The organism is Acinetobacter genomosp. 33YU, from assembly GCF_001990725.1.
Classification (GTDB): Bacteria; Pseudomonadota; Gammaproteobacteria; order Pseudomonadales; family Moraxellaceae; genus Acinetobacter; species Acinetobacter seifertii.
Genome location: NZ_LFZQ01000011.1, coordinates 266,772 through 288,840 on the forward strand (window position 1 = coordinate 266,772; position 22,069 = coordinate 288,840).

Here is a 22,069-nt window from a genome sequence, read left to right on the forward strand (position 1 = left end):
CTTTATTGATTCACGACTTGAGTAATTGCCTGATTCATTTCATAAGCCTGTAAACCACGCATGCCCTGTTTTGCAAGTTCATCACCTGCCTGAGCATGCAAAGTCACTATCTGATGTAATGCAATATCTTTGTGGAACTGAGCTTTTAAACTCGCGATCATACCTGCCAATATATCTCCCATGCCACCAGTACCCATACCTGCATTACCTTGGGTACAAATGTACAAGTTATTTTCTAAAATTAAGCTACCAGCACCTTTAAGCACCCATTGCCCACTATATTTTTGCTGCAACGCATAAATTGCATCAATTCGGTCATTTTCAATTTCCGCTGTAGAAGAACCCAGTAAGGTAGCGGCTTCTCCCGGATGAGGCGTCGCATAAACATGCACACCTAATTTTTCAGGCTGGTTGGCAAGAAACCATAAAGCATCTGCATCTAATACAACTTCTAAGTGTGAAGCCTGATTTAAGAAATTAAACCATTGTTGATAAATTTGGTGTGACCAGTCATCACGGCCTAATCCCATCCCAAAGCATACTGCATCAACTTGAGATAAAATATCTTTGATGTCATTTTCATCAAGTCCATTAATATCACGAAGCATAATATTAGGTGCTCGTGACAAAATAGCCTGATGATGGTTGCCATGACAAATCACTGTCACTTTACCTGCACCTGCATGAAACGCAGCTTCCGCAGCCATAATGACAGCTCCACCCATTTGCTCATGCCCACCAATCACCAAAACATGCCCATAACTTCCTTTATGCCCAAAAGCCAAACGTTTAGGAAGTCTGATATGTGTTGGTGTCAAATAAGCTAAAGGTTTTAGCTCTTGGTCTATCGGAATTAAATTAACTAAATGAACTTGTCCCGTGTACTCTTTACCTTGACCAGTAAACAGTCCTGCCTTAAGACCTAAAACAGTAAATGTATGATCTGCCTTTACAGCTGAGGATAAAATACGTCCTGTATTTGCTTGCAAACCACTTGGTATATCAATCGATATTTTTAAGCCAGCCTGCTCATTAAATTGTTGAATAACATGTTGCCAATAATCATTTAACTCTCGGTTTAAACCAATCCCAAATAGTGCATCAATATGGCAATCAAAGGTTTTGCTTACCTCAAAATCTTGGTAAACCTGAACATTATTTTCTTTCGCAAAATCGACAGCATATTGTAAATCAGTTGAGTCACCCAACTCAGCCGCAAATATCTCTACATGAAATCCAGCTTGTTTTAAATAACTTGCTATAAAATAGCCATCACCTGCGTTATTACCCTGTCCGCACCAGACCGCAATATTCTTAGTGGCATGTTTTTCAAAAAGTACCATGAGCTGTTGAGTGATTGACCAAGCTGCCTGCTGCATTAAGCCTAATGATGAGTTTTGCGCAGCAAACCAGCGCTGCTCCCATGCTCGAATATCATCGCTATGGTAAACTACCGCCTGCATATTATTATCCTCTTGCATTTTGGTTTATGACATTTTCCGACACATCACGCATTGCAGTGCAACAAATTGATCCTTATGAACTAAAAGCATGGATCAAAGCTCAAGCATTAGACTTGGGTTTTGCTGATTGTGTCATTGCAAAACCAGATGCTCAAGAGCAAATGCCACGTTTTTTAGAGTATCTTGAACGTGGTTATCATGCGGATATGACCTATTTAGAAGAAAATCTAGAAAAGCGAGCTGATCCGACCTTATTAGTTCCGGGCACAAAAAGTATTATTTGCGTACGCATGAACTATCTTGTGGAATCTCCAAAACCACGCTATGTCCCATTTGAACCGAACTCAGCCATTATCGCGCGTTATGCGCGTGGGCGTGATTATCACAAGGTGATGCGTGGTAGATTGAAAACTTTAGCAACACGAATTCGTGAAAAAGTCGGCGATTTTGAATCTCGCCCTTTTGCAGATTCGGCACCTATATTTGAAAAATCACTGGCGGAAAGTGCTGGAATGGGCTGGACAGGTAAACATACTTTGCTCATTCATAAAAAGTCAGGTTCATTTTTCGTTCTAGGAGAGCTATTTACATCACTCGACCTACCTTTTGACGAACCTGCAACAGCACATTGTGGTTCTTGTAGCGCGTGTATCGACATTTGCCCAACGCAAGCGATTGTCGAGCCTTATATGCTAGATGCAAGACGATGTATTGCTTACTTAACTATCGAATACAAAGGAATTATTGCTGAAGAATTACGTGCAGGTATTGGTAACCGAATTTTTGGTTGTGATGACTGTCAGTTAATCTGCCCTTGGAATAGCTTTGCAAAAAAAGCTTCTATTACCGATTTTAACCCTAGACATGGTTTAGATAATATTAGTCTGCTCGATATCTGGCAGTGGGATGAAGCGACTTTTTTAGCCAATACCGAAGGTAGCCCTATACGTCGTACAGGTTATCAATCATTTAAACGTAATATCGCTATTGGAATGGGTAATGCGCCATATTCAGAAGAAATTATAGATCAGCTACATAAAGGCAAAAATCTACATGACGAAATCGTTAATGTGCATATTGATTGGGCAATTGAGCAGCAACTTAATCAACTTCAGCGATCAAATTAAAAAAATGATGTTTTTTGCCCTATAGCTTTAATACGAATTCTGTATGATTATGTACAGTGAATTAATGCCATCATCATGGATATGACAATGACTCTACGTAATGATTGGAATCGTGAAGAAATCCAAGCTTTATATGAACAACCTTTTTTGGATTTAGTTTTCAAGGCTCAACAAGTACACCGCGAGCACTTCACTGCCAATACAATTCAGGTCAGTACCCTGTTATCTATTAAAACGGGTAAATGTCCTGAAGATTGCAAATACTGCTCACAATCGGCACATTACGAATCAAAACTAGAAGCAGAAAAGCGTATTGCTGTAGAAAAAGTAATTAGTGAAGCGAAAGCTGCAAAAGATTCAGGTTCTTCACGTTTTTGTATGGGTGCTGCTTGGCGTAACCCACATGAACGCGATATGCCTTATGTTTTAGAAATGGTACGCGAAGTTAAAGCATTAGGTATGGAAACCTGTATGACTTTAGGTATGCTTAATCAATCTCAAGCTGAGCGCCTGAAAGTTGCTGGTTTAGATTATTACAACCATAACTTAGATACCTCTCGTGAATACTATTCTCACATTATCAGTACTCGTACTTTTGATGATCGTTTGAATACACTTGATTATGTTCGTCAAGCTGGTATGAAAGTTTGTAGTGGCGGTATTGTGGGTTTAGGTGAAAGTCGTGAAGATCGTATTGGTCTATTGCATGAACTAGCTACTCTACCGATTCATCCTGAATCTGTGCCAATTAACATGCTTGTTCCAATCGAAGGAACACCTTTAGCTGATGTTGAAAAGCTTGATGTAATTGAATGGATCCGTACTATTGCGGTTGCACGTATCATTATGCCACATAGTTATATCCGTCTCTCTGCAGGCCGTGAATCTTTAAGTGATTCAGATCAAGCTTTAGCATTTATGGCAGGTGCGAACTCTCTGTTCTCGGGTGATAAATTGCTTACCACTCCAAATGCTGGTGAAGGTAAAGACCAAGCATTATTTAACAAACTTGGTTTAACTGCTGAAAAGCCAAAACCAACTGTTGCTGATCTATCAGTAGATGCGATGAGTGCTTAATAGCATCAAGAATTTAAAAGCCCTGATCATTCAGGGCTTTTTTTATATAGATGTTACTAGTATTCCATAAGTCGCATTCAGAAAAGTTCCAACTCGAATAATATCCCTACCTGCTGCATGTGTAACCGATAACTCTTGGCTCAGCACATCAAAGTGGAAAGTTTCAAAAACATCTTGGTGATGCATGAGCCAAGTCACTGTATCTGCTACGTTCTCATCCGCAATATAAGTTAAGGCTTTAAAGTCTTTACTCATAAATCACTCTTAAAAATAAATATTTATGAATTCTATATGAGTTAACCCTACCTTAAAAGAGAGTCTAAGCAGCTTTAGGATTCACAAGCGAATGTCCCGATAACAAACTTGCTAAGGCCTGAGGAGAAAACTCCAAAGATAGCACATGATTCTTAAGATTGATTGAATGCTTACTAATCAATGGAAGTAAGCCTTCTTCAGTTTCAAACACGTATTCATCCGCAATATTTAGAATACCCTCAAGATTCGTTGTACTAGACGCTAAATCATGACTAAAGATGTCATAAATTGTTTGTAAATTAAACGTCGTATTCTGTTCTGTGGGATGTTTAAGTAAATAGTCCTTTAAGAATAAGACTAATTTATGGGCAAAGAAAAAATAATTTGGTTTATAACTGTATTTCATGCTGTTCATGGAAATAAACTCCAGACGATCTTTTATTGAATCACAACTAAAACACTAGGAATTAAACCTTAAAAAATTCTTAAAAAAATAAATATCTTCATACAACATAAACAAATTATTTTTATTAATAAAAAACAGATACTTAATAAAACATTTTACAAATAATTTATATTATTTTCTAAAGAAAAACTTAAATTACTTAAATTCAACAACTTAAATGAAAATTATTATCAATTTTATTAAAAAAAATAAAACTTAATTGTTTTACCATCTGGTATAAATTAAATTTTAAAACAAAATTTCACATAAAAAACAACCAATCAAAATACATAAAAATATAATGTAATTCTTGTTTTTTACTTGAAAGTTGCTATATTTCCACGGCGTTACTTGATCAGAATAAAAGCACTGAAGAGTAATAAATCTACTTTATAAAATATTCTGGGGAATTTATGAAAAAGCTTATTTTTATAGCAGCAACTTCTATTTTTAATATTGCCACTGCACAGGCTGCGGATGGCACAATTACTATTAATGGTTTAGTAACCGATAATACTTGTACGATCGATACAGGTGATAAAAATCTAACCGTAAATTTACCTACAGTATCATCTCAATCTTTAAAAAATGTTGGTGATATTGCTGGACGTACTCCCTTCCAAATCAATTTAACGAATTGCGCTTCAGCTGGTAAAGTTGCAACTTATTTTGAACCCGGTGCAATTGGTGACAGGTCGATATAGTACCTACTATGTGGCAGGACAACAAAACCGTCCGTTCTTAACAACCACAGTACTAGGTAGCTCCCCTATTCTAATTGCATCATCATCTTGTGAAATTCAAAATGGTCCAAATACTGTTGTGCAACTTCCCACAGTAACAAAATCAGGTTTTAGAGCTATTGGTTCAACGCAAGGTGAAAAAAACTTTAACCTATCTATTCTTTGTAATGGAGGCGAGAATAACTCAGGAGTACCTACCAGCAATTCATTGAGCTTAAGCTTTGACTATAATTCAGATAGCTCAAATAATCAGGTTATTAATAATAGTGCTGCTGATTCAACAAAAGCGAACGGCGTTGGTGTAGAGCTTTTATGGAATATGAATGGTGCGAACAGCCCTATTCAAAAAGGGAACCCACTAGATATTGGTACTGTAAGTTCTAATCAAACTGTAGAATATGATGTGCCTTTAACAGCACGTTACTATCAAACAGCAACTACTGTTACAGCGGGTGAAGTCAAAGCTAATGCAACTGTAACCATTCAATATGATTAGCAGTCAACTTATACAAAACTGAGTTTTATTACGTCTCTATTTGTAGTGTGAATAAAGCTATATAAACTATTATTTTTAATTAAGACTAAACAAAAAGGATTTTAAATAATGACAGTTTTTAAATTTTACTAACTAATAAATTAAAAAAATGCTCATCAGCGAATAAAGCCAATGAGCATTAGTGATAACCACTTAACCTGAAATACAAATTGTGGGAAATAGATCACAATTTGCACCACTATAATTCCAAAATTTAACTTAAATATCAAGTCTTTTTTTTAACAAAGGTTTGATAAATACACCTAACTGGTTAATTTTAAATACAATTAAATTAAAAATAAAATTCAATATCACTATTCTACAGACTTTCTAAAGAATTACCATTCTATTAATTAAGAAAATTTGAAATTTACAAAGATTAATGTTCAATATAGCTAAAAAATCTATTACATCGTCTTTTTCAATATTGAATGTCATTTCACTGTATTTAAAGTCTAAAAATTATAAAGTTTTACACAACCTATAAGAAAAAAAACATAAAAAAATCTTTAAATATTCTTCAATTACAGTCTAACTTCAAGTGTTTACAACAAAACAGCATGCTCATTTTTTGGAAAATATTTTGCATTTTATTATTAAGCTTAGGGGCTTCGGCAATTGGTTTTGGTATTAGCAATCTAGATTTTTTCTTGTTTTTTATTGGGTTACTTTTTCTACTATGTTTTTTTCTAGCTTTAAAACAAGGGCGAGAAGATGCAGGTCACTTCCCTGAATAATTTAAGTAACGTGGCAACCAGAAGCATTAAAACATTAATTTTAACTCTGATCGGGACCAATCTAATTTACGTAGAGGAATAAAAGTGCGCCTGAGAAGATCTATCGAATTGAAGGAGCTGCTGTAGCACAGCAGCTTTTAAGTTGATGAATATAAACTCATTTTTAATTAACGCAATCTAGACTTTAAAAGACTCAAAACAACTCACAAGAAAATCAATTGCTACTCGCACAGCTGGGCTATGCCTTAAATCCTCATGAGTCACCAACCAGATTTCTGCACTCATCGGGTGATCATCTGGAAGTTTTTCTAAGTTACCAAGACCACCTAAAAAATCAGGCAAAACAGCTAAACCCACTTCCCCACATGCGGCTCTCCATTGCAACTCAGGATGATTAGTCATCATGATCGGCTCTTTATTATTTAATCTTTCTTTTAATTTCTGTTGTTTTTGTCCATGTACACCACCGACCTCCACGCTAATCCATTCATAATTTTCTTCACTCGTAGCAGCTAAGTAATTTGGAGCAGCATATATTCCAAAAGGGATTTCCCCAACTTTACGAGCAACTAAATAATCATCTTTAGGTCGTCCAAATCGCACAGCTATATCCGCTTCGCTATGCAGCAAAGATACATAATGAAATCACCAAGTACACGTAATTTTAACTGTGGATAATGGCGATAAAACTTTCCAAGTTGAGGCATGATGAGGTGAGCAGCAGTTAACGGAGGCATACTAATAGAAACAGTACCTGTAACTTCCTGCTGTCCAGCCTGAGCAAGTCTCTCAATGGAAAAAGTTTCTTCCATCATACGAGCTACAACTTGAGCAAGCCGCTCTCCATCTGAAGTAAGTACGTATGTACGCGGCCTACGATCAACTAGCTTTAATTTTAAGTTCTGTTCTAACTGTGCGATTCTTCTTGCAACAGTAGCATGGTCGACTCCCAACTTTCTTGCGGCAGCTGAAAGTGATTTCTCTTCTGAAAAAACTGAAAAGTAATGTAAATTTTCCCAATCAATCATTGTGCAAATTTTCACATCAAAGATGAATTAATATGGAATTGTACACCTTTAAGTGATTACTCAGAATAGAGACATTCTTTTTCGGAGTCCCATCATGAATAAAACAATAGTTTATGCCTATACAGGCGTTGTAATCACAATGCTGTTTTGGGGCTCAGCATTTAATGCAATGTCTTATATCATCCAACATATGCCTCCACTTTCAGCAGCAGCTGAGCGTTTTACACTTGCAAGCCTTGGGCTATTTATTATTTTTTCGGCTACGGGTAAATTGCGTTGGGATGCTTTACGGCAGAATTTACTTATCTATCTGCTTATTGGAATTATAGGTATTGCTGGTTTTAATATAGGCTGTTTCTACGGTTTACAAACAACATCGGCAGTCAATGGTGCTTTAATCATGGCAACTACTCCACTGATTACTCTACTGTTAGCAATTTTGCTTGATGGAGAAAAATTAACACTTGCTAAATCTATTGGTGTTGTATTTGGTTTAAGTGGAGTGCTTTTTGTTATTAGTCATGGTCATCTATCAACGCTACTTCATTTAAAAATAGCAATCGGTGACTTATTTATCTTACTCGGTGGTATCAGTTTTTGTTTAGCCAATGTGTTATCACGTCGCTATGTAAAAAATGCTACACCTCTAGAAACTACAACTTTTTCTATGTTGTTCGGTGCTTTGACTTTAATCACATTAAGCCTAATTTTCGAACATCCAATCAAAGCAGTAGTTATGGCACCTATTACCGCACACTTGGCAATGGGTTACGTCATTATTTGCTCTACCATGATTGCTTATTTATTTTGGTTTAATGGCATTCAAAAACTAGGCGCAGGCCGAGCATCAATCTTTTTTAACTTTGTTCCAGTTTTTAGTATGTTGGTGGCACTATTGGCTGGTCAGGCACTTAACATCTGGCAGCTTATAGGGACTGCTTTAGTCATGCTCGGTGTGCTAAGCAGTGGTGGGTTTATTCAAATTAAACGTCCGACACTTATGGCTAAACCTTGTACGAAATAGTAGTCACACAAATTCATCTTAATTATTGCGTTGTAACAAAGATTGTATGTTTCTTTAAAACTTAACAAATGGCTGCCATATATAGTTTTAAAAATACAACAAGGAAAAATTAAGATGAATTTGGATTTTACAACAATCGAAAAACAGGCCAAATTGCTAAAAGAAGAGCAAGAGAAACTAGAACAGCAAGATCATGATTTTCAATTAGCCTTAGACAAGCACAGAGAATCGTTAAAAGATTTATTTAAAGAACTGTTTCACGATCGTGAAATTAAAACAGAAAAAGGAGGCCAATTTTGTGCTGTATTTGGTGACTTTAAAATCTCTTTACTCATTGAAACTGCCAAGTTTGAAAATGGTGTACCCGTTAAATTAAACTCTGTAAATCCTATCATTGTTAAATTTAAAAAAGACAAACCTATTGCCAAAGCCCAATTTTCCGATGCAACTCAATATCTCGATAGTGCTTTTGAAACACCGCATTATCAATACTATTATAAGCATGATGATAAAACTCAATTAGTTCAATTTTCAGAACTACCTGTATTTTTTCAGGCCATTCTTGATGCTGAATTCTGACTATCTGCCCTCATTGGAGGGCTTTTTTATGAAATTAACTTTTTGATTAAACATTTTCATACTTATAAAAATGATTATAGCCCCGTTGAATTTTCCATCGTATTTAAACCTATAGACGTAAAAATTTTACAAGTGTGATTTCACTGACCCATTGCTTCTTTCTAGAATTGCTTGTATATACATGTTTGTATTTGTTTGTACAAAATAGACTCAAATAAAAGAAAAGCTCTTAAAGGATAAGGAGAGTGTTATATGGATTCAGCAACAGGAACATCTAAAAATGGGTTTGTTGAAAACCGCAGTATTGACTTTATTCCTGAAAATGAAAGACACGGCAGTATATTCGCCCAATTTACCCTTTGGTTTGGTGCTAATTTACAGATTACAGCAATTGTCACGGGTGCTTTAGCTGTCGTATTAGGCGGTGATGTGTTTTGGTCAATCATTGGATTATTTATTGGACAATGCTTTGGTGCGGCTGTTATGGCTTTGCATGCAGCTCAGGGACCAAAACTTGGCCTTCCCCAAATGATTTCGAGTCGGGTGCAATTTGGGGTCTATGGTGCATGTATTCCTATTATTCTGGTTTGCCTGATGTATATTGGCTTTACCGCAACTGGTGAAGTACTCGCAGGCAAAGCACTTGCACACCTTACACAAGTCACTAATACAACAGGTATTTTAATTTATGCTTGTTTCATTATTGCATTTGCAACGATTGGCTATCGGTTGATTCATTGGGTAGGAAAAGTAGCAAGCATTATCGGTTTAATTGCTTTTGTTATTATTCTTACTCAAATTTTGGCCCTCTCGAATTTTTCAGAATTGCTTGCTGTACGCCACTTCAGCTGGTCATCATTTCTATTAGCAGTTTCTCTTTCGGCTTCTTGGCAAATTTCATTCGGGCCTTATGTTGCAGACTACTCGCGTTATTTACCAACAAAAACATCTTCAACTCGGGTATTTTGGGCAGTTGGTCTTGGCTCTTTGATCGGTTCACAAATTTCCATGACACTTGGCGTATTAATTGCTCAGGTCTCAAATGGTAGTTTTGTTGGCAATGAAGTTCAGTATGTTGTGGGTATGAATCCCATCGCTCTCATCATTACTTTCTTATATTTTAGTATTGCTTTTGGAAAGGTCACTTTATCGACACTCAATGCTTATGGCAGTTTTATGTGTATAGCGACCATTTGGAATAGCTTTAAACCAACTGGACAAATTTCAAAACTAACCCGACTTATCATTGTTCTTGCAATGGTTTTAATCTCGACGTTCATTGCAGTTGTAGGTGAACATACCTTCTTAAGTGCATTCAAAGCTTTTATTTTATTTCTTCTGACATTCTTCATTCCTTGGAGTGCAATTAATTTAGTTGATTATTATTTTATTTCTAAAGAAGAATGTGATGTAGACGCACTATATGACCCGAATGGAAAATATGGCCGCTGGAACACCATTGGCATTAGTTGCTATTTTCTTGGAATATTACTTCAGTTTCCCTTTATTGACAGTAAATTCTACAAAGGACAAATTGCTGAGATGTTAGGTGGTATTGATTTATCATGGTTAGTTGGATTGTTATCGACTGCAATTTTATATTATGTACTAGCAAAAAGAGCTCAAATAAAAGTTTCAAAAAATCTTGAGCTTGAACAAATCAAATAATTTCAGATGAGATATCAAAGTTAATAGATCAATACTTTGATATCTCTTTGAAATTTTGTCTATTCTTGAATAGGCTTAATCTGTGCAGAAACAGGTAATCCGAATAATTTATCGAAGGTCCAGTTAAATATAAATGTATAAATTGGAATGATGATAATAAAGGCAACATCTAGCCAGAATGCTGCAACGAGAGAAATATCCATCCACCATGCAATAAGCGGAATTAAGAATATCACTAAAGTGATTTGAAATCCGATCGCGTGTACGATTCTACGTTTAACAGTACGTGACTTACTGTCTTGGCGAGCTTCCCACTTTTCGTAAAGAATGTTGTAAATAAAGTTCCATGTTACCGCGATGGTCGTAATCATCACTGAAAGTGGGCCAGTATGCTCTACACTGTCTCCAGCCAAAAGTGCTAAACCTACCGATGAAATTACCATTCCAATAACTTCATATGAAGAAACATAAACAATACGACGCTTTAAACCTTGCATAACCAATCAACTTCTCTAACTTCCTTTTATTTTAGTTTCAGTTAAAATCACAATTAAAGTTAACAGCTTTCAGTTGTACTGATATCAAAATGAATTTTAATAGCGAAAATATCGAGCTTTTCTTAACTGTGTTAGATACCGGATCTTTTTCCGCTGCGGCCCGCAATTTAAGTCGAGTACCGTCAGCAGTGAGTATGGCTATTGCCAATATAGAAGCGGAGCTTGGTTATCATCTATTTGAACGTACTCACCGTAAAGTGATTCCTACTTCTGCGGCTTTAGCATTAGAACCTCAAGCACGAATTATTGCTGAACAACTTAGATTATTAGGTACTCATGCGTATGAGCTCTCTCTAGGACTAGAAAGTAAACTGAAAATTGGTGTTGTTTCAGATGCCAACACCGATTTACTTCTTAAAGCGATAAAACAATTGGCTGACAAATTCCCGTTACTCAACATAGAAATTATTACCGCTCCACAAGACGATATACTCAATTTGCTCTATACAGAAAATATTAGTCTTTGCCTTGCAGGTTCAGATCTCAATATAAAAATGCGTGAAAGCTTACAATTGGTTATGAATGAAACTTTAGTCGCCACAATTTCTGTTGATCATCCATTTTTAAAACAAAAGAACAAGCTCATTTCTATTGAAGAATTAATTAATGTCCGACAAATTGTGGTCGCAAGTACTGAATTAAATATGCAGGACTCACGTTCAATCGTTGGAGCAATGTATTGGAAAACCAATAATTTACAAACCGCTATTAATATGGTCGAGGCAGGTTTAGGCTGGGGAAATTTTCCTTTATCTTTAGTAAAAGAAAAAATTGAACAGGGGCATTTAGTTCAACTAGATTTTAAAAATACAAAAAATCATTTGCCACTCTCTATTTATCTTATTTGGCTCCAAGATAAACCCTTATCAAAAGCAGCAAGAGAACTTGTTCAAACTATTCAATCAAACCTATCTAAGCTTACCCATTAAAAAAAGCAAGAAGCCCATTCATAGTGAATAGGCTTCTTACTGTATTTCAGGACTAAGCAATATTAATAATTATGAGAAAATACTCTGGTACTGTATAAATTCCAAGTGATTTAGTCAAGTATAAAATTCATCAATTACAAATAGTTGTGAAAAATGTGAAGAAATATTCATTCTGTGTTTTACATACAAAACTTAGACTTATTTGATAAGTGGTGTCAGTTCTGTGTTTTTTTATTTTTGAGAATAAAAGTTCTTAGGAATTGATGTTCATTAATGCAATAAGTTCATCTCTATATGAACTTAAAACGATTTGTTCAATTTTATTCATTTTGTGACGCATATCTTGATCATGAACAACATGGTCAGATTCTAATGTTATTTTCTTTTTATTTGTGTTTTTTATAAATATAGGTTCATTAATTAAATTACTTGCAATAAAGTTAAATGTTCTACGTAAATCTTGAAAAGTAAAAGAAATATTACTTTTTTCATTTATCTTTTTTCGGAATTTAGAAATATTAACAATATGACCAGTTTTAGATTTAGCAGATGGAAAAACCCACTCTCCCTCCATTTGAATTTTACGTTTTTTCATTAAAAGCCATAGAAAATCACCCATATAAAGTTTATAACTCTCATTATTATAAGTATTTATAAAAGAAAGTGTTCCTTGGTGTAAATCCAGATCTTCCCAACGCAAACACTCACACTCATTTCTAAGAAGTCCAGTTAGGACAAGCGTGAATAAAAAATCTTTATTTGTTTCATTCTCCTTGTCCCTATTTTTATATTCAACTATTGTATGAACCCATTTTTTTAAATTATCTATATCAATATAATCATTTCGAGCTGGGATTTCTTGCCATACTTCTTTTGAATTCAACAAAGCAATCGGGTTCATGATTGGGATTGTTGTTTGCGTATTTTTATAATGTTTTACTGAAAAATGATAAATAGCTCGCAGAACACGCATAGACAAATTGGCTTTTGCATAACTACTTTTAGATAGCTGAGTATACTTATCTATAACCATTTGTTCAGTAATATAAATTAATTTAAGTTCCTTCAAGTCTATTAAGTATTTTTCTATAACTTCTTTATAATCAACAAGTGTTCTTTCTTTGAGTTTATGATGATCGATATAGGCTTGGAAAGACTCTGCTAGAGTGGGCTGATAATATTGCTTATTTAAATTATTTTTTAATATTTCATCATTTTTAATACCAGCAAGACTAGTATCAGATAAATCTTTTAACTTTTGCCGTGCAAGTACACGTGCGTCTTCAAGAGTAATTGTTTCATAGTTAGCTATTTTGCAACGTATAGATTTACCCTTTATTTTCTTCTCTATAATATATGTTTTATACGAATTATTCACACGAATAGCAAAGCCGATAATCTCACTGTCGCGATAAATTGCTGGAATGAGTTTAAGTTGATCAATAAATGACTTGGTTAGCTTTACTCGTGAAGTGCTCATAAGCTAAAATCCGTATCGCTTGTGATAATTAACAATATATCAAAATATTTTTCAGGTCTACTGCATATCTAGTTTTGAAAAATACTTGTGTTTAATCAAAAAATTGATTAGTATTGCAGGCACTGAAAAGCCTTGAGAATAAAAGCTTTTCTTTCTTATAGGGCCTATAGCTCAGTTGGTTAGAGCAGCGGACTCATAATCCGTTGGTCCCGTGTTCAAGTCACGGTGGGCCCACCAAATTCGAACCTCATAATCCTTTTGGTTATGAGGTTTTTTATTGCATGTTGTTTTTAGACCATCGGATTTTTCGGTCTATTTTGTGGTCCATCCGTTCGATAGTCCGTTGGTCTATATCCCAAATGTAAATTTATCCCCAACTAAACGTTTTCTAGCACTTCGGCTTTCCACTCGATCTACGATGAAGATGAATCTTCTATGATCTAGAACATCGAGGCGTAAAGCGTGTGGAAAACGAAAAGGCTTGGGGGAATTTGGACTTTCTGTTGTTTGACCATTTTCTCCTATTCGTACAGGGAATTTCTGATTTTGGTATGGGGAGTTTTGCTAGAAAATAGTTTATACGAGGATCATACTAGCTATATCTATTATTAATAGCTGCTTAAAGTCCTTAAATTGGGATCAATCATTAAAAAATATTCGTGAAACTATCGTATAATTTCTTTGCTTATTATCAATTTCTTTTTTAACAAGATCATAAAAATAATGAGAAACTTCATATTTAGAAAAGTCTTCGGAATTTAAAGGATTTTCGGCAAAGGGATTATGATGAATTTGTAAACCATCTAGATGTGTCTCAATATGACTATCATTTGGAATTAAATCAGTTATTAGCCCTTTTTTAGAATCAAAACGACTTACTCTGACTGTTCCTTTCATATTTGATTGTACAATTGCCTTAGAAACAGTGGCAGTAGTCGAAAATATAACTGCACTAATTTCTTTATAATTTTTATTCGTAAAAATCCCAAGTTCAAGAATTGCCCCATTTTCTTTAGAAATAGTAGGAGTAAATTCTACTTCACACTCTAACTCCCCAAACTGATTTTTAGTACAACGTGCTCCTTGCCCATATAGTACACGAATTATAGCTTCATTATTTTGTATAAAAAAATTCGGTTGTTCAAATGGTGCTAAAGCAATAATGTACGGATTTCCTTTCACGTGTGATAGTGAAGAATAATAGTTAAGATATCTTTTATGTTTAGAATTCAATGAACTTAATATGCGAATACATGAAAAATTTAGAAAATCAGAATGTTCCTTTAAATCTCTGTTACTGCTCCACTCTGGTTCTGAATTATATGCATTATTAGCAGTGACTGCCTCTATATTTAGAGTACGTCCTTTAATCGTTTTTACCGTAAAATCTGGGCTTTGTTTAGAAAAATCAATCTGCATTCCAAAATCCTTAAAGGCTTGAAAAAGATATAGCTCCCAAAATGAAGAGTTAAATGTGCTCTGGAACTCTTTTTTAAACTTATGATCTCTATCTATAAATCCAGTAGCCCATTTGTTTATAACCTCTCGAACAGCGCAATATTTATCATCTAAAAGTAATACGAAATTCGGATTTTTTCCTATCCCGTTAATTTCTGGAAAAAATAAGTCTATATTACTAGAATTTTTATCAATTAGATCATTAGTAAAATATCGACCAAATTTATAGTGAGCTAAAATGTACTCAACTATTGAAATACGTAATGAGGCGATAACTTCACTATTAATTTTTTGGCTTAATAAAGTTAAGCATATATTGACTAAATACTGTTGTGGTCCACTTTGTCCATCAACATCACTCCAACTTCTTTTCATTGCATCTTTATATTCATGATGCTCTATATAGAAAGTAGAAATACGTTGATGAACAAACTCTACAGGAGAACTTTTAGCCGCATCTAATTCCTCCAATATAAATTGCCATGCAACATCTTTTGGTTTTTTTTTATTATCAATAATCTCTATTAAATCTTTCACAGCTTCATCAATTATTCGTTGCATTATTTACTCCTTTCAGATGATCTTTAATGTAAATTTTATCAAAAACTTAAAAATAAAATTAATATTGCCTGTATTTAGTCTAATTTCAAATACATATTATCTTCATGGTCTTTAACGATTAAAGGAGTGACCATGAAAAAACACTATCCAAAACTCGAATCTGTATCTAAAGGGCTTTGTTGCACAAAGCTATTCTTGAAGGTTTCTTCAGCAATATAATTTCCTTATGAAGAAGCCTGCACCTAAAATCTACCGTACAACCAATTGGTCCTCGTATAACCAAGCTTTAATCAAGCGAGGAAATATTTCAATCTGGTTTGATCCTAAGACCCAATGGTATGCACAGCCACAAGGCAAGCACGGACGAAATCAAACCTATTCAGACACAGCAATCCAATGTTGTTTAATGATTAAATCCTTATTCCGTCTGTCTTTACGTATGGTCACTGGCTTTGTTCAAAGCTTGATTAAACTCTGTGGCTTGAATTGGACAGCACCAGATTACTCCACCCTCTGTAGACGACAAAAGCATATTGATATTGCGATAAGCTATCAGAAAAGTCGTGATGGGTTACACCTACTCGTCGACTCTACGGGGTTAAATTTTTTAGGTGAAGGCGAATGGAAGCGTAAGAAACATCAGCCCGAATATCGTCGCCAATGGCGTAAACTGCATATTGGTATAGATGCCGAAACACTGCAAATACGTGCCGTTCAGCTTACGACAAATAATATCAGTGATTCACAAGTTCTTGGAGATTTACTTAATCAAATCCCATTGGATGAGCAGATTGATTCAGTCTATACAGACGCTGCTTATGACACAAAACAATGCCGTCAGGTCATTGCAGATCGGCAAACCTATGCTGTCATTCCGCCGAGAAAGAATGCGAAGCCTTGGAAAGATACAAAGACCCATTCGCTACAAAGAAATGAACTACTTCGGACAGTTAAGCATTTAGGTAGGGCGATATGGAAAAAATGGTGTGGCTATCATCGGAGAAGTTTGGTTGAAACCAAGATGCATTGCATTAAGTTATTGGGCGATAAACTCCGTTCTAGAAATTTTGACAGTCAAGTCAACGAGATTCATGCACGTGTGGCAGTCTTAAATAAATTTAATGAATTAGGCCGACCTCACACCCGAGTTGTCACTTAAATTTGAGGCGCCTAGCAGAACTTTGCCTTAAAATGCTTTATGCAACAAAGCCCCCCCTTATTGAAATGCAACATAAAAAATAATTAATATAATTTACTCAAGATTTAATTTTTTTAGAATAATTTCACTCAGCTTATTACTCTCAAATTCAGCTTTTTTAATTTCTTCAATTAAATTATGAATTTCCTTAAAAAATAAGTCAGATTGTTCTTTACACAACTTTTTCCCATGCAACTTTCTAATAAATCTCATTATCTCAGTTTGATTTATGTTTTCAGTTTTTTGTTTCTTAACTTCATTTCTTAGGTAACTCCAAAATTCAACACTTTTATACTTTTCCTCAATAACTTTGAATTTGTCACTTAATTGATAAAACTCAGGTATATCTATGTCCATAAGATTCAAGTATTCAACTAATGCCTTAAAATCATTATTTATTGCTTTATCTAAAAGAATTTTTTTCCCATTAATAGGTATTTTTTCGGAACTGGCTAACTCACATACAGGGAGTAAATCAAGCATAAGCATAATTGCTGTTTCCTCGTAGTTGTCATTTATGATCTTACCATGAGCAACAGAATTTCTTATTATAGGAAACAGAAAGGAATAATATTCAAAATAAATAAAATATTTAAAATTTTCTTGTATTTTTCTCAACTTTTCATTGAGGGAGGAAATATCGAGTGCTGACTCCTTAACTCCAACCTCAACACATATATCATGAAATATGCCTTCTATTTGCATAGGTAACATATAGACAACCGAAATAAAGTGTTTATTTTTATAATGCTCAAAAATTTCTAATAAAATATCTTTCCTTTTTGCTACAATATGATTTTCTTCAGTAAATATTTTTATTTTTTCAATTATACTTTTAATATCACTCCAACCATCTCTAATGTATTGATCTGATAATAAAAAAAAATCTTTCTGATTTTCATCATATAATTTTTTAATCTCTTTATGGGTAGGTGCTGGGAACTCCATAAACTTATTAGACATTTCTGTAATATTTTTTACATCATATATATCATGATCCTTAAATACTAAACCTCTAGAGTAAGAATAAGGCATACTTCCAACAAAAAAAGTACTTACAACATCAAAACCTCTAAATATATTTCTTCTTTTATTTTCATAAGAAGAGAGATTGTAGATTTCAATTGTTTCTGAAAGAAAATAAAATATTTCATTACTCGCTGAAATATTCTTTTCTCTATAGTGCTCAAGTAATTTTTTATAATAACGTTTTTCAGCATCTAACCAACCATTATTTTTTTTAAGATCCTCTATATTTTTAATTTCTGTATTTATGAATTCAATCTGATGATTTATTTTTTCTAAATCAGACTTAGCTAAGCTGAGATATTGTATATAACTACCTACAGTTTCTTCTAATAAAATTAAATGTTCTTCAGCTATATACCTATAAAAATCCTCTTCATTATTGAATAATATCGATTTATTAGGATTATTTAAACAGTCTTTATAGTTGTTTTTAACGTTATCAAAACTTTCATTGGCAATATTGATGCCAACAACATCCGAAATGAACCTTTTTCCTAGTTCTACTAAAGTTATTTTTCTTATAGCATTTTTATCAAATGCTATAAGTTTAAGCTCTGCAATTTGTTGATGTGATAAATTTTGAAACTTTTTGAAGTCATTTTTCATGATTGGAAGATGAGGATAGATAAATTTATTCATTTAACAAAACCTAAAAAATGTGAATAAATAGGCTAATAGAAGTAATCTCAATCAGTCTGAGCTACTTCTACCACTATTAAATTTATATTATTTATATGCTTACTTGCCAGGAATTTCAGGGATCTCTGAATAGAATTTCCCTTGATAAAGCCAAGATGCCCATTGTTTAATAGCCCCACCAGTTCTTAATTTTGATGCTTCAGTCCATACCATATTGTGTTCATTAGCAATATAATCACCAATTTCTTTACCTGAAATGTATTGATTAGTTTCAATTAGTTTAACTACTTCAAGTAAAACTTCTTCAGAATTCGCACTAAACCACAGTAGAGCTTTACTATCAGGAAATTTTGAGACCCTTTCCATGTCAATAATATATTTATCTGACTCACTAGTAATAATTTCAAATCGACTTAAAATAGATATGGCATTTCTATAACCTTTGGGCTTATCTTCTGTCTTACCTACACTATATTTATTAATAATCCAATTTAAAACTTCTAATGTTAAAGATGGGGATGCTGGTGCTGTAAAAACATTCCCATTTCTGCGTTTACGCTCAATTTTAGTTCTTTCTGAAACGACATCACCTTGGTCTTTATATACCCAACTAGCTTTAGACGAATGAAGAAATCCACAAAGTTCTAGCCATCTACATAAGCGCACAGTGTACGCTTGCCATGTTTTTGACGCATATTTATTTGCAGGATATAATTGTTTTAAAAGTTCAATCAAACTATTAGTTGATGATACTGAGTGTAGAGAAGATTCTTTTAAAGCAGAAGTAAAAACATGCTTAGAGAATTTTTCTCTAATTGCCCTAAGAATCTCTATTTCGGTACAGATTGGTACATCTTTACTCAAAGAGTATAAACCACTTTCTCTTGTTGCCACCCCAAACATAACCATATCAGAACCAATATTTTGAATCGTTCCTTCAGAAAATTTTGTTTGATCAACTAATTCTTGAACCGATAATTTTGTATCATGTCGCAGATATTTTACTACTTTATACAATGAGGAAAAATCTGTAGAAGGTAGATATCTTAAAAGAATAGCTGGGATATTACCTGTTAAAATATATTCCCTAAAAATATCCCAATATATATTTAACCTATCACCACTCCGTATTACTAAGCGTCTATCAATTAATGATCTTAATGTTTCTGGTCCTGACACTTCAATAATTTCAAACCAATCAACAGGAGCTCTTTGGGCAATAAGTCTTAGACAAGCTGTTTCTGCTGGTGTTAAAATTTCCATATCTGCTTTAAATAGACTTGCTACATCAAGTTTATTTTCAAGTAAATCATTCTGGTTGGTACCATTTTCGATTTTCTCATAAAGATGAATACAAAGTTTTTTTAATAACCATGGGTATCCTTGACTACTAGCAACTAAGTTATGACGAAGATCGTGGTGAAGTTTTTGTTGAATTTCTTTTTCAAAAATATTAATAACTGCATTAGATTCAGAATCAGAGAAAGGTGTCAATTTTCTTGTGATTCTATAATCTGATAGTTGATGCCAAAAAAAGTAAGCTGGGTGTTCACTATGTGTTGTACTATCAGTTTTCCATGCAAAACCTAAACAAAAATTAAGTTTAATTGCTGCTGCATTAAGTAGAAGGGCTTTAGCTTTTTCAAAGACGTCATATAATTCTGGTTTAGAGTAAAGCTCTTCAAATTGATCAAATACCAACGTAATGATTTGACTTTCTTCGCTTAAAGATTCTAGGTAGGTTTTGATCGACTCTGAATTCAGTGGATTTCCGACATCAGATATTGTTAATTCAATGGATTTGCAACCAAAGCCTTGCTTTTGTGCTGTTTTTAATGCTTGCAATAGTGATGATAAAATATATTCTGGCCCTGTTGCTGCTCGTATATCAACTGAAAATATAAAATATCTATTTTTATTCTGATAATTATTAGCTTTACTCTTTAACTTTGCAATTAAAGAGCTTTTCCCCATTCCTGAATTACCAGTTATTGCAAAAATTCTAGTATCCGTTGTATTTTCTCTTATTCGCTTTAAAAAATCAAAAATATAATTTATGTCTTTGACTCGTCCAACAAAGTCTTCGGGTCTAGCTGGTCTATAATCACTCCAAGCTTCACCAGTTTGAACTTGCACTACACTGACTGTTTTAATCACATCAACGTCTACAGTTTTTGACTTATTTATTCGAGGTAACTTAAAGTTGAGAGTGTTTAGTGATGTATCTGTTTCAGATAGTTTACTTAATAATTCGGTGTCTTCTACAAGCTCATTATTGGTTGCGTAATAACATAAAACATTTTTAGGAATACCGCCTGCTAATGTTGCAACTGCCCAAAAATTACCATATGGCGTTACTAGCAATATCCACTCTCCCAAAAGATTTATGCTACCAATATAATCACTAGCTAAATCAATAGGATAATTTTTTATGACCTTTGCACTGATTAGAGAGTCTAAGATTTTGTCTGGATTATAAAAACTTAACTTTGTTGCTTGATCCTTAGGTTTATTTTTCCATTCTTCTATGAAACCTTTGGCTTCTTTTCCATAATTACCTGTGCTTATCAACCATGCTTCAGAGTAATCTTTAAAAAAAAGTGTACCAGCTAAATTTTTTAAAATATTAGCGTCAATATTTTTATCCCTATAGGCTTTACATTCTACATAAATTTCTTTCCCACTGACTTTATGTTTACATAACAAGTCTAGTTCTACTGCAGTAAAACGTATTTCCTGAATTACTTCATAGGACTGCGCTTCTAAGAGAATCCCCACGAGTGATTCTAAAAGATCACCTCTTTCCTTGGTTGATGCTGATTTATGAAGAGCAACCTCTATATTCATTGAAAAATTACCAAATAGTTTATTTGTTGATATTAAACAATTTTAGTAATATTACAATCCGCATTTGATAGATCGATCAAAAGAATTATTAAATCTTTATTATTTAGAATAAGGTATTACGGTCCAGCACTTTGTCTACAAAACAAGCATGGTCTTTGCGGTCTATAAAAAAATTTTTACATTTCTGCGGTCTATCTTTGCGGGACCGCAGTAAACAGCAGTCTTTTTGCGGTTTTCGTGATTTTTTTGAACAAAAAATTGCTTATTATTCTTATCCCTAGAAAAACTGAGATTTGGGTCATCTTTATCTTAAAAAAGCCAAAAGCTTTAATTTTCTTACACTTCCAAATTTATCTGTGGTCTCCTTGATTTTAATCGCTCTGACTATTTCAGCAAGACACAAAATATTGTTTTATATAATAAATTTATAAAAACCTGTCTCCGCTCATAATCCGTTGGTCCCGTGTTCAAGTCACGGTGGGCCCACCAAATTCGAACCTCATAATCTTTTAGGTTATGAGGTTTTTTAATGTCTTCTATTTTTCAGAACATCTGGATCTTTATATCTTTTCAGTGGTTCATAATTTTAATAATCCGTTGGTTTATAGGTCAAACTTCACACTATTTAATTTTTAAATATCTTGTCTTTCTTATCAGTATTAAATATCTGTCCTATCATTCAATACCTCA

Annotated in this window: 15 protein-coding genes, 1 tRNA gene and 3 pseudogenes; 10 read left to right on the forward strand and 9 right to left on the reverse strand. The window is 33.8% G+C overall.

Annotated features, from left to right (window positions below; translation table 11 throughout):
• Positions 1 to 2: 2 nt before the first annotated feature.
• The gene (locus AC056_RS14845) at positions 3 to 1,463 is read right to left on the reverse strand and encodes an NAD(P)H-hydrate dehydratase (RefSeq protein ID WP_077164042.1); all 1,461 of its coding nucleotides are present in this window, start codon (positions 1,461 to 1,463) and stop codon (positions 3 to 5) included.
• A 26-nt stretch (positions 1,464 to 1,489) separates the two neighbouring features.
• On the opposite strand from AC056_RS14845, the gene queG reads away from it, so the two are divergent.
• Together queG and bioB are read left to right on the forward strand one after the other, a co-directional pair.
• A complete protein-coding gene (queG, locus tag AC056_RS14850) occupies positions 1,490 to 2,590 on the forward strand; it encodes a tRNA epoxyqueuosine(34) reductase QueG (protein ID WP_139344667.1) in 1,101 nt (366 codons plus the stop codon).
• A gap of 87 nt (positions 2,591 to 2,677) precedes the next feature.
• A complete protein-coding gene (bioB, locus tag AC056_RS14855; RefSeq protein WP_004702085.1) occupies positions 2,678 to 3,667 on the forward strand; it encodes a biotin synthase BioB in 990 nt (329 codons plus the stop codon).
• A 42-nt stretch (positions 3,668 to 3,709) separates the two neighbouring features.
• Here bioB and AC056_RS14860 read toward each other — a convergent pair whose 3' ends face one another.
• Positions 3,710 to 3,922: a hypothetical protein gene (locus AC056_RS14860; protein WP_004702086.1), complete on the reverse strand. Its 213-nt coding sequence runs from the start codon at positions 3,920 to 3,922 to the stop codon at positions 3,710 to 3,712.
• Positions 3,923 to 3,986: 64 nt separating this feature from the next.
• Complete coding sequence (locus tag AC056_RS14865) at positions 3,987 to 4,337, reverse strand: hypothetical protein (RefSeq protein ID WP_004702088.1); 351 nt, start codon at positions 4,335 to 4,337, stop codon at positions 3,987 to 3,989.
• A 443-nt stretch (positions 4,338 to 4,780) separates the two neighbouring features.
• Here AC056_RS14865 and AC056_RS20020 point away from each other — a divergent pair.
• A pseudogene (locus AC056_RS20020) lies at positions 4,781 to 5,059 on the forward strand (fimbrial protein); the annotation flags it as partial.
• A pseudogene (locus AC056_RS14875) lies at positions 5,052 to 5,606 on the forward strand (fimbrial protein); the annotation flags it as partial. The pseudogenes AC056_RS20020 and AC056_RS14875, both read left to right, overlap by 8 nt.
• 953 nt (positions 5,607 to 6,559) lie before the next feature.
• Here the strand turns inward: AC056_RS14875 and AC056_RS14885 are convergent.
• Positions 6,560 to 7,410, reverse strand: a pseudogene (locus tag AC056_RS14885) (LysR family transcriptional regulator).
• Positions 7,411 to 7,504: 94 nt separating this feature from the next.
• Here AC056_RS14885 and AC056_RS14890 point away from each other — a divergent pair.
• From AC056_RS14890 to AC056_RS14900, 3 genes are all read left to right on the forward strand, one after another.
• Positions 7,505 to 8,434, forward strand: a complete 930-nt coding sequence (locus AC056_RS14890; RefSeq protein ID WP_139344668.1) for a DMT family transporter — start codon at positions 7,505 to 7,507, stop codon at positions 8,432 to 8,434.
• A 114-nt stretch (positions 8,435 to 8,548) separates the two neighbouring features.
• Positions 8,549 to 9,013 (forward strand): hypothetical protein, encoded by a 465-nt coding sequence (locus AC056_RS14895; protein ID WP_077164045.1) that lies wholly within the window; start codon positions 8,549 to 8,551, stop codon positions 9,011 to 9,013.
• 252 nt (positions 9,014 to 9,265) lie between these two features.
• Positions 9,266 to 10,681 carry a purine-cytosine permease family protein gene (locus AC056_RS14900; protein ID WP_077164046.1) on the forward strand — a complete coding sequence of 472 codons (1,416 nt, stop codon included), beginning with the start codon at positions 9,266 to 9,268 and terminating at the stop codon, positions 10,679 to 10,681.
• 59 nt (positions 10,682 to 10,740) lie between these two features.
• Here the strand turns inward: AC056_RS14900 and AC056_RS14905 are convergent, their stop codons facing one another.
• Positions 10,741 to 11,178, reverse strand: a complete 438-nt coding sequence (locus AC056_RS14905; protein WP_004702112.1) for a PACE efflux transporter — start codon at positions 11,176 to 11,178, stop codon at positions 10,741 to 10,743.
• 89 nt (positions 11,179 to 11,267) lie between these two features.
• Here AC056_RS14905 and AC056_RS14910 point away from each other — a divergent pair, with 89 nt between their 5' ends.
• On the forward strand, positions 11,268 to 12,167 hold the full coding sequence (locus AC056_RS14910; protein ID WP_039254837.1) for a LysR family transcriptional regulator: 900 nt from the start codon (positions 11,268 to 11,270) through the stop codon (positions 12,165 to 12,167).
• A 253-nt stretch (positions 12,168 to 12,420) separates the two neighbouring features.
• On the opposite strand, the gene AC056_RS14915 is transcribed toward AC056_RS14910, so the two are convergent.
• Entirely contained in the window at positions 12,421 to 13,647 is a 1,227-nt protein-coding gene (locus tag AC056_RS14915; RefSeq protein WP_039254834.1) for an integrase family protein, read from the reverse strand.
• A 160-nt stretch (positions 13,648 to 13,807) separates the two neighbouring features.
• Here AC056_RS14915 and AC056_RS14920 point away from each other — a divergent pair.
• Positions 13,808 to 13,884 (forward strand) — tRNA-Ile (locus AC056_RS14920).
• Between the two features lie 402 nt (positions 13,885 to 14,286).
• Here the strand turns inward: AC056_RS14920 and AC056_RS14925 are convergent.
• On the reverse strand, positions 14,287 to 15,666 hold the full coding sequence (locus tag AC056_RS14925; protein WP_077164047.1) for a hypothetical protein: 1,380 nt from the start codon (positions 15,664 to 15,666) through the stop codon (positions 14,287 to 14,289).
• Between the two features lie 226 nt (positions 15,667 to 15,892).
• Between AC056_RS14925 and AC056_RS14930 the strand changes: the two genes are divergently transcribed.
• The gene (locus AC056_RS14930) at positions 15,893 to 16,825 is read left to right on the forward strand and encodes an IS5 family transposase (protein ID WP_077164048.1); all 933 of its coding nucleotides are present in this window, start codon (positions 15,893 to 15,895) and stop codon (positions 16,823 to 16,825) included.
• Between the two features lie 93 nt (positions 16,826 to 16,918).
• On the opposite strand, the gene AC056_RS14935 is transcribed toward AC056_RS14930, so the two are convergent.
• Together AC056_RS14935 and AC056_RS14940 are read right to left on the reverse strand one after the other, a co-directional pair.
• Entirely contained in the window at positions 16,919 to 18,532 is a 1,614-nt protein-coding gene (locus AC056_RS14935) for a hypothetical protein (protein WP_081410806.1), read from the reverse strand.
• A gap of 99 nt (positions 18,533 to 18,631) precedes the next feature.
• Positions 18,632 to 21,379, reverse strand: a complete 2,748-nt coding sequence (locus tag AC056_RS14940; RefSeq protein ID WP_077164049.1) for a restriction endonuclease — start codon at positions 21,377 to 21,379, stop codon at positions 18,632 to 18,634.
• Positions 21,380 to 22,069 lie beyond the last annotated feature (690 nt).

Excerpts from the sequence above, each read along its gene's own strand:
- AC056_RS14845 (WP_077164042.1), bottom strand. The coding sequence starts at position 1,463 with ATGCAGGCGGTAGTTTACCATAGCGATGATATTCGAGCATGGGAGCAG.
- queG (WP_139344667.1), top strand. The coding sequence starts at position 1,490 with ATGACATTTTCCGACACATCACGCATTGCAGTGCAACAAATTGATCCT.
- bioB (WP_004702085.1), top strand. The coding sequence starts at position 2,678 with ATGACTCTACGTAATGATTGGAATCGTGAAGAAATCCAAGCTTTATAT.
- AC056_RS14860 (WP_004702086.1), bottom strand. The coding sequence starts at position 3,922 with ATGAGTAAAGACTTTAAAGCCTTAACTTATATTGCGGATGAGAACGTA.
- AC056_RS14865 (WP_004702088.1), bottom strand. The coding sequence starts at position 4,337 with ATGAACAGCATGAAATACAGTTATAAACCAAATTATTTTTTCTTTGCC.
- AC056_RS14890 (WP_139344668.1), top strand. The coding sequence starts at position 7,505 with ATGAATAAAACAATAGTTTATGCCTATACAGGCGTTGTAATCACAATG.
- AC056_RS14895 (WP_077164045.1), top strand. The coding sequence starts at position 8,549 with ATGAATTTGGATTTTACAACAATCGAAAAACAGGCCAAATTGCTAAAA.
- AC056_RS14900 (WP_077164046.1), top strand. The coding sequence starts at position 9,266 with ATGGATTCAGCAACAGGAACATCTAAAAATGGGTTTGTTGAAAACCGC.
- AC056_RS14905 (WP_004702112.1), bottom strand. The coding sequence starts at position 11,178 with ATGCAAGGTTTAAAGCGTCGTATTGTTTATGTTTCTTCATATGAAGTT.
- AC056_RS14910 (WP_039254837.1), top strand. The coding sequence starts at position 11,268 with ATGAATTTTAATAGCGAAAATATCGAGCTTTTCTTAACTGTGTTAGAT.
- AC056_RS14915 (WP_039254834.1), bottom strand. The coding sequence starts at position 13,647 with ATGAGCACTTCACGAGTAAAGCTAACCAAGTCATTTATTGATCAACTT.
- AC056_RS14925 (WP_077164047.1), bottom strand. The coding sequence starts at position 15,666 with ATGCAACGAATAATTGATGAAGCTGTGAAAGATTTAATAGAGATTATT.
- AC056_RS14930 (WP_077164048.1), top strand. The coding sequence starts at position 15,893 with ATGAAGAAGCCTGCACCTAAAATCTACCGTACAACCAATTGGTCCTCG.
- AC056_RS14935 (WP_081410806.1), bottom strand. The coding sequence starts at position 18,532 with ATGAATAAATTTATCTATCCTCATCTTCCAATCATGAAAAATGACTTC.
- AC056_RS14940 (WP_077164049.1), bottom strand. The coding sequence starts at position 21,379 with ATGAATATAGAGGTTGCTCTTCATAAATCAGCATCAACCAAGGAAAGA.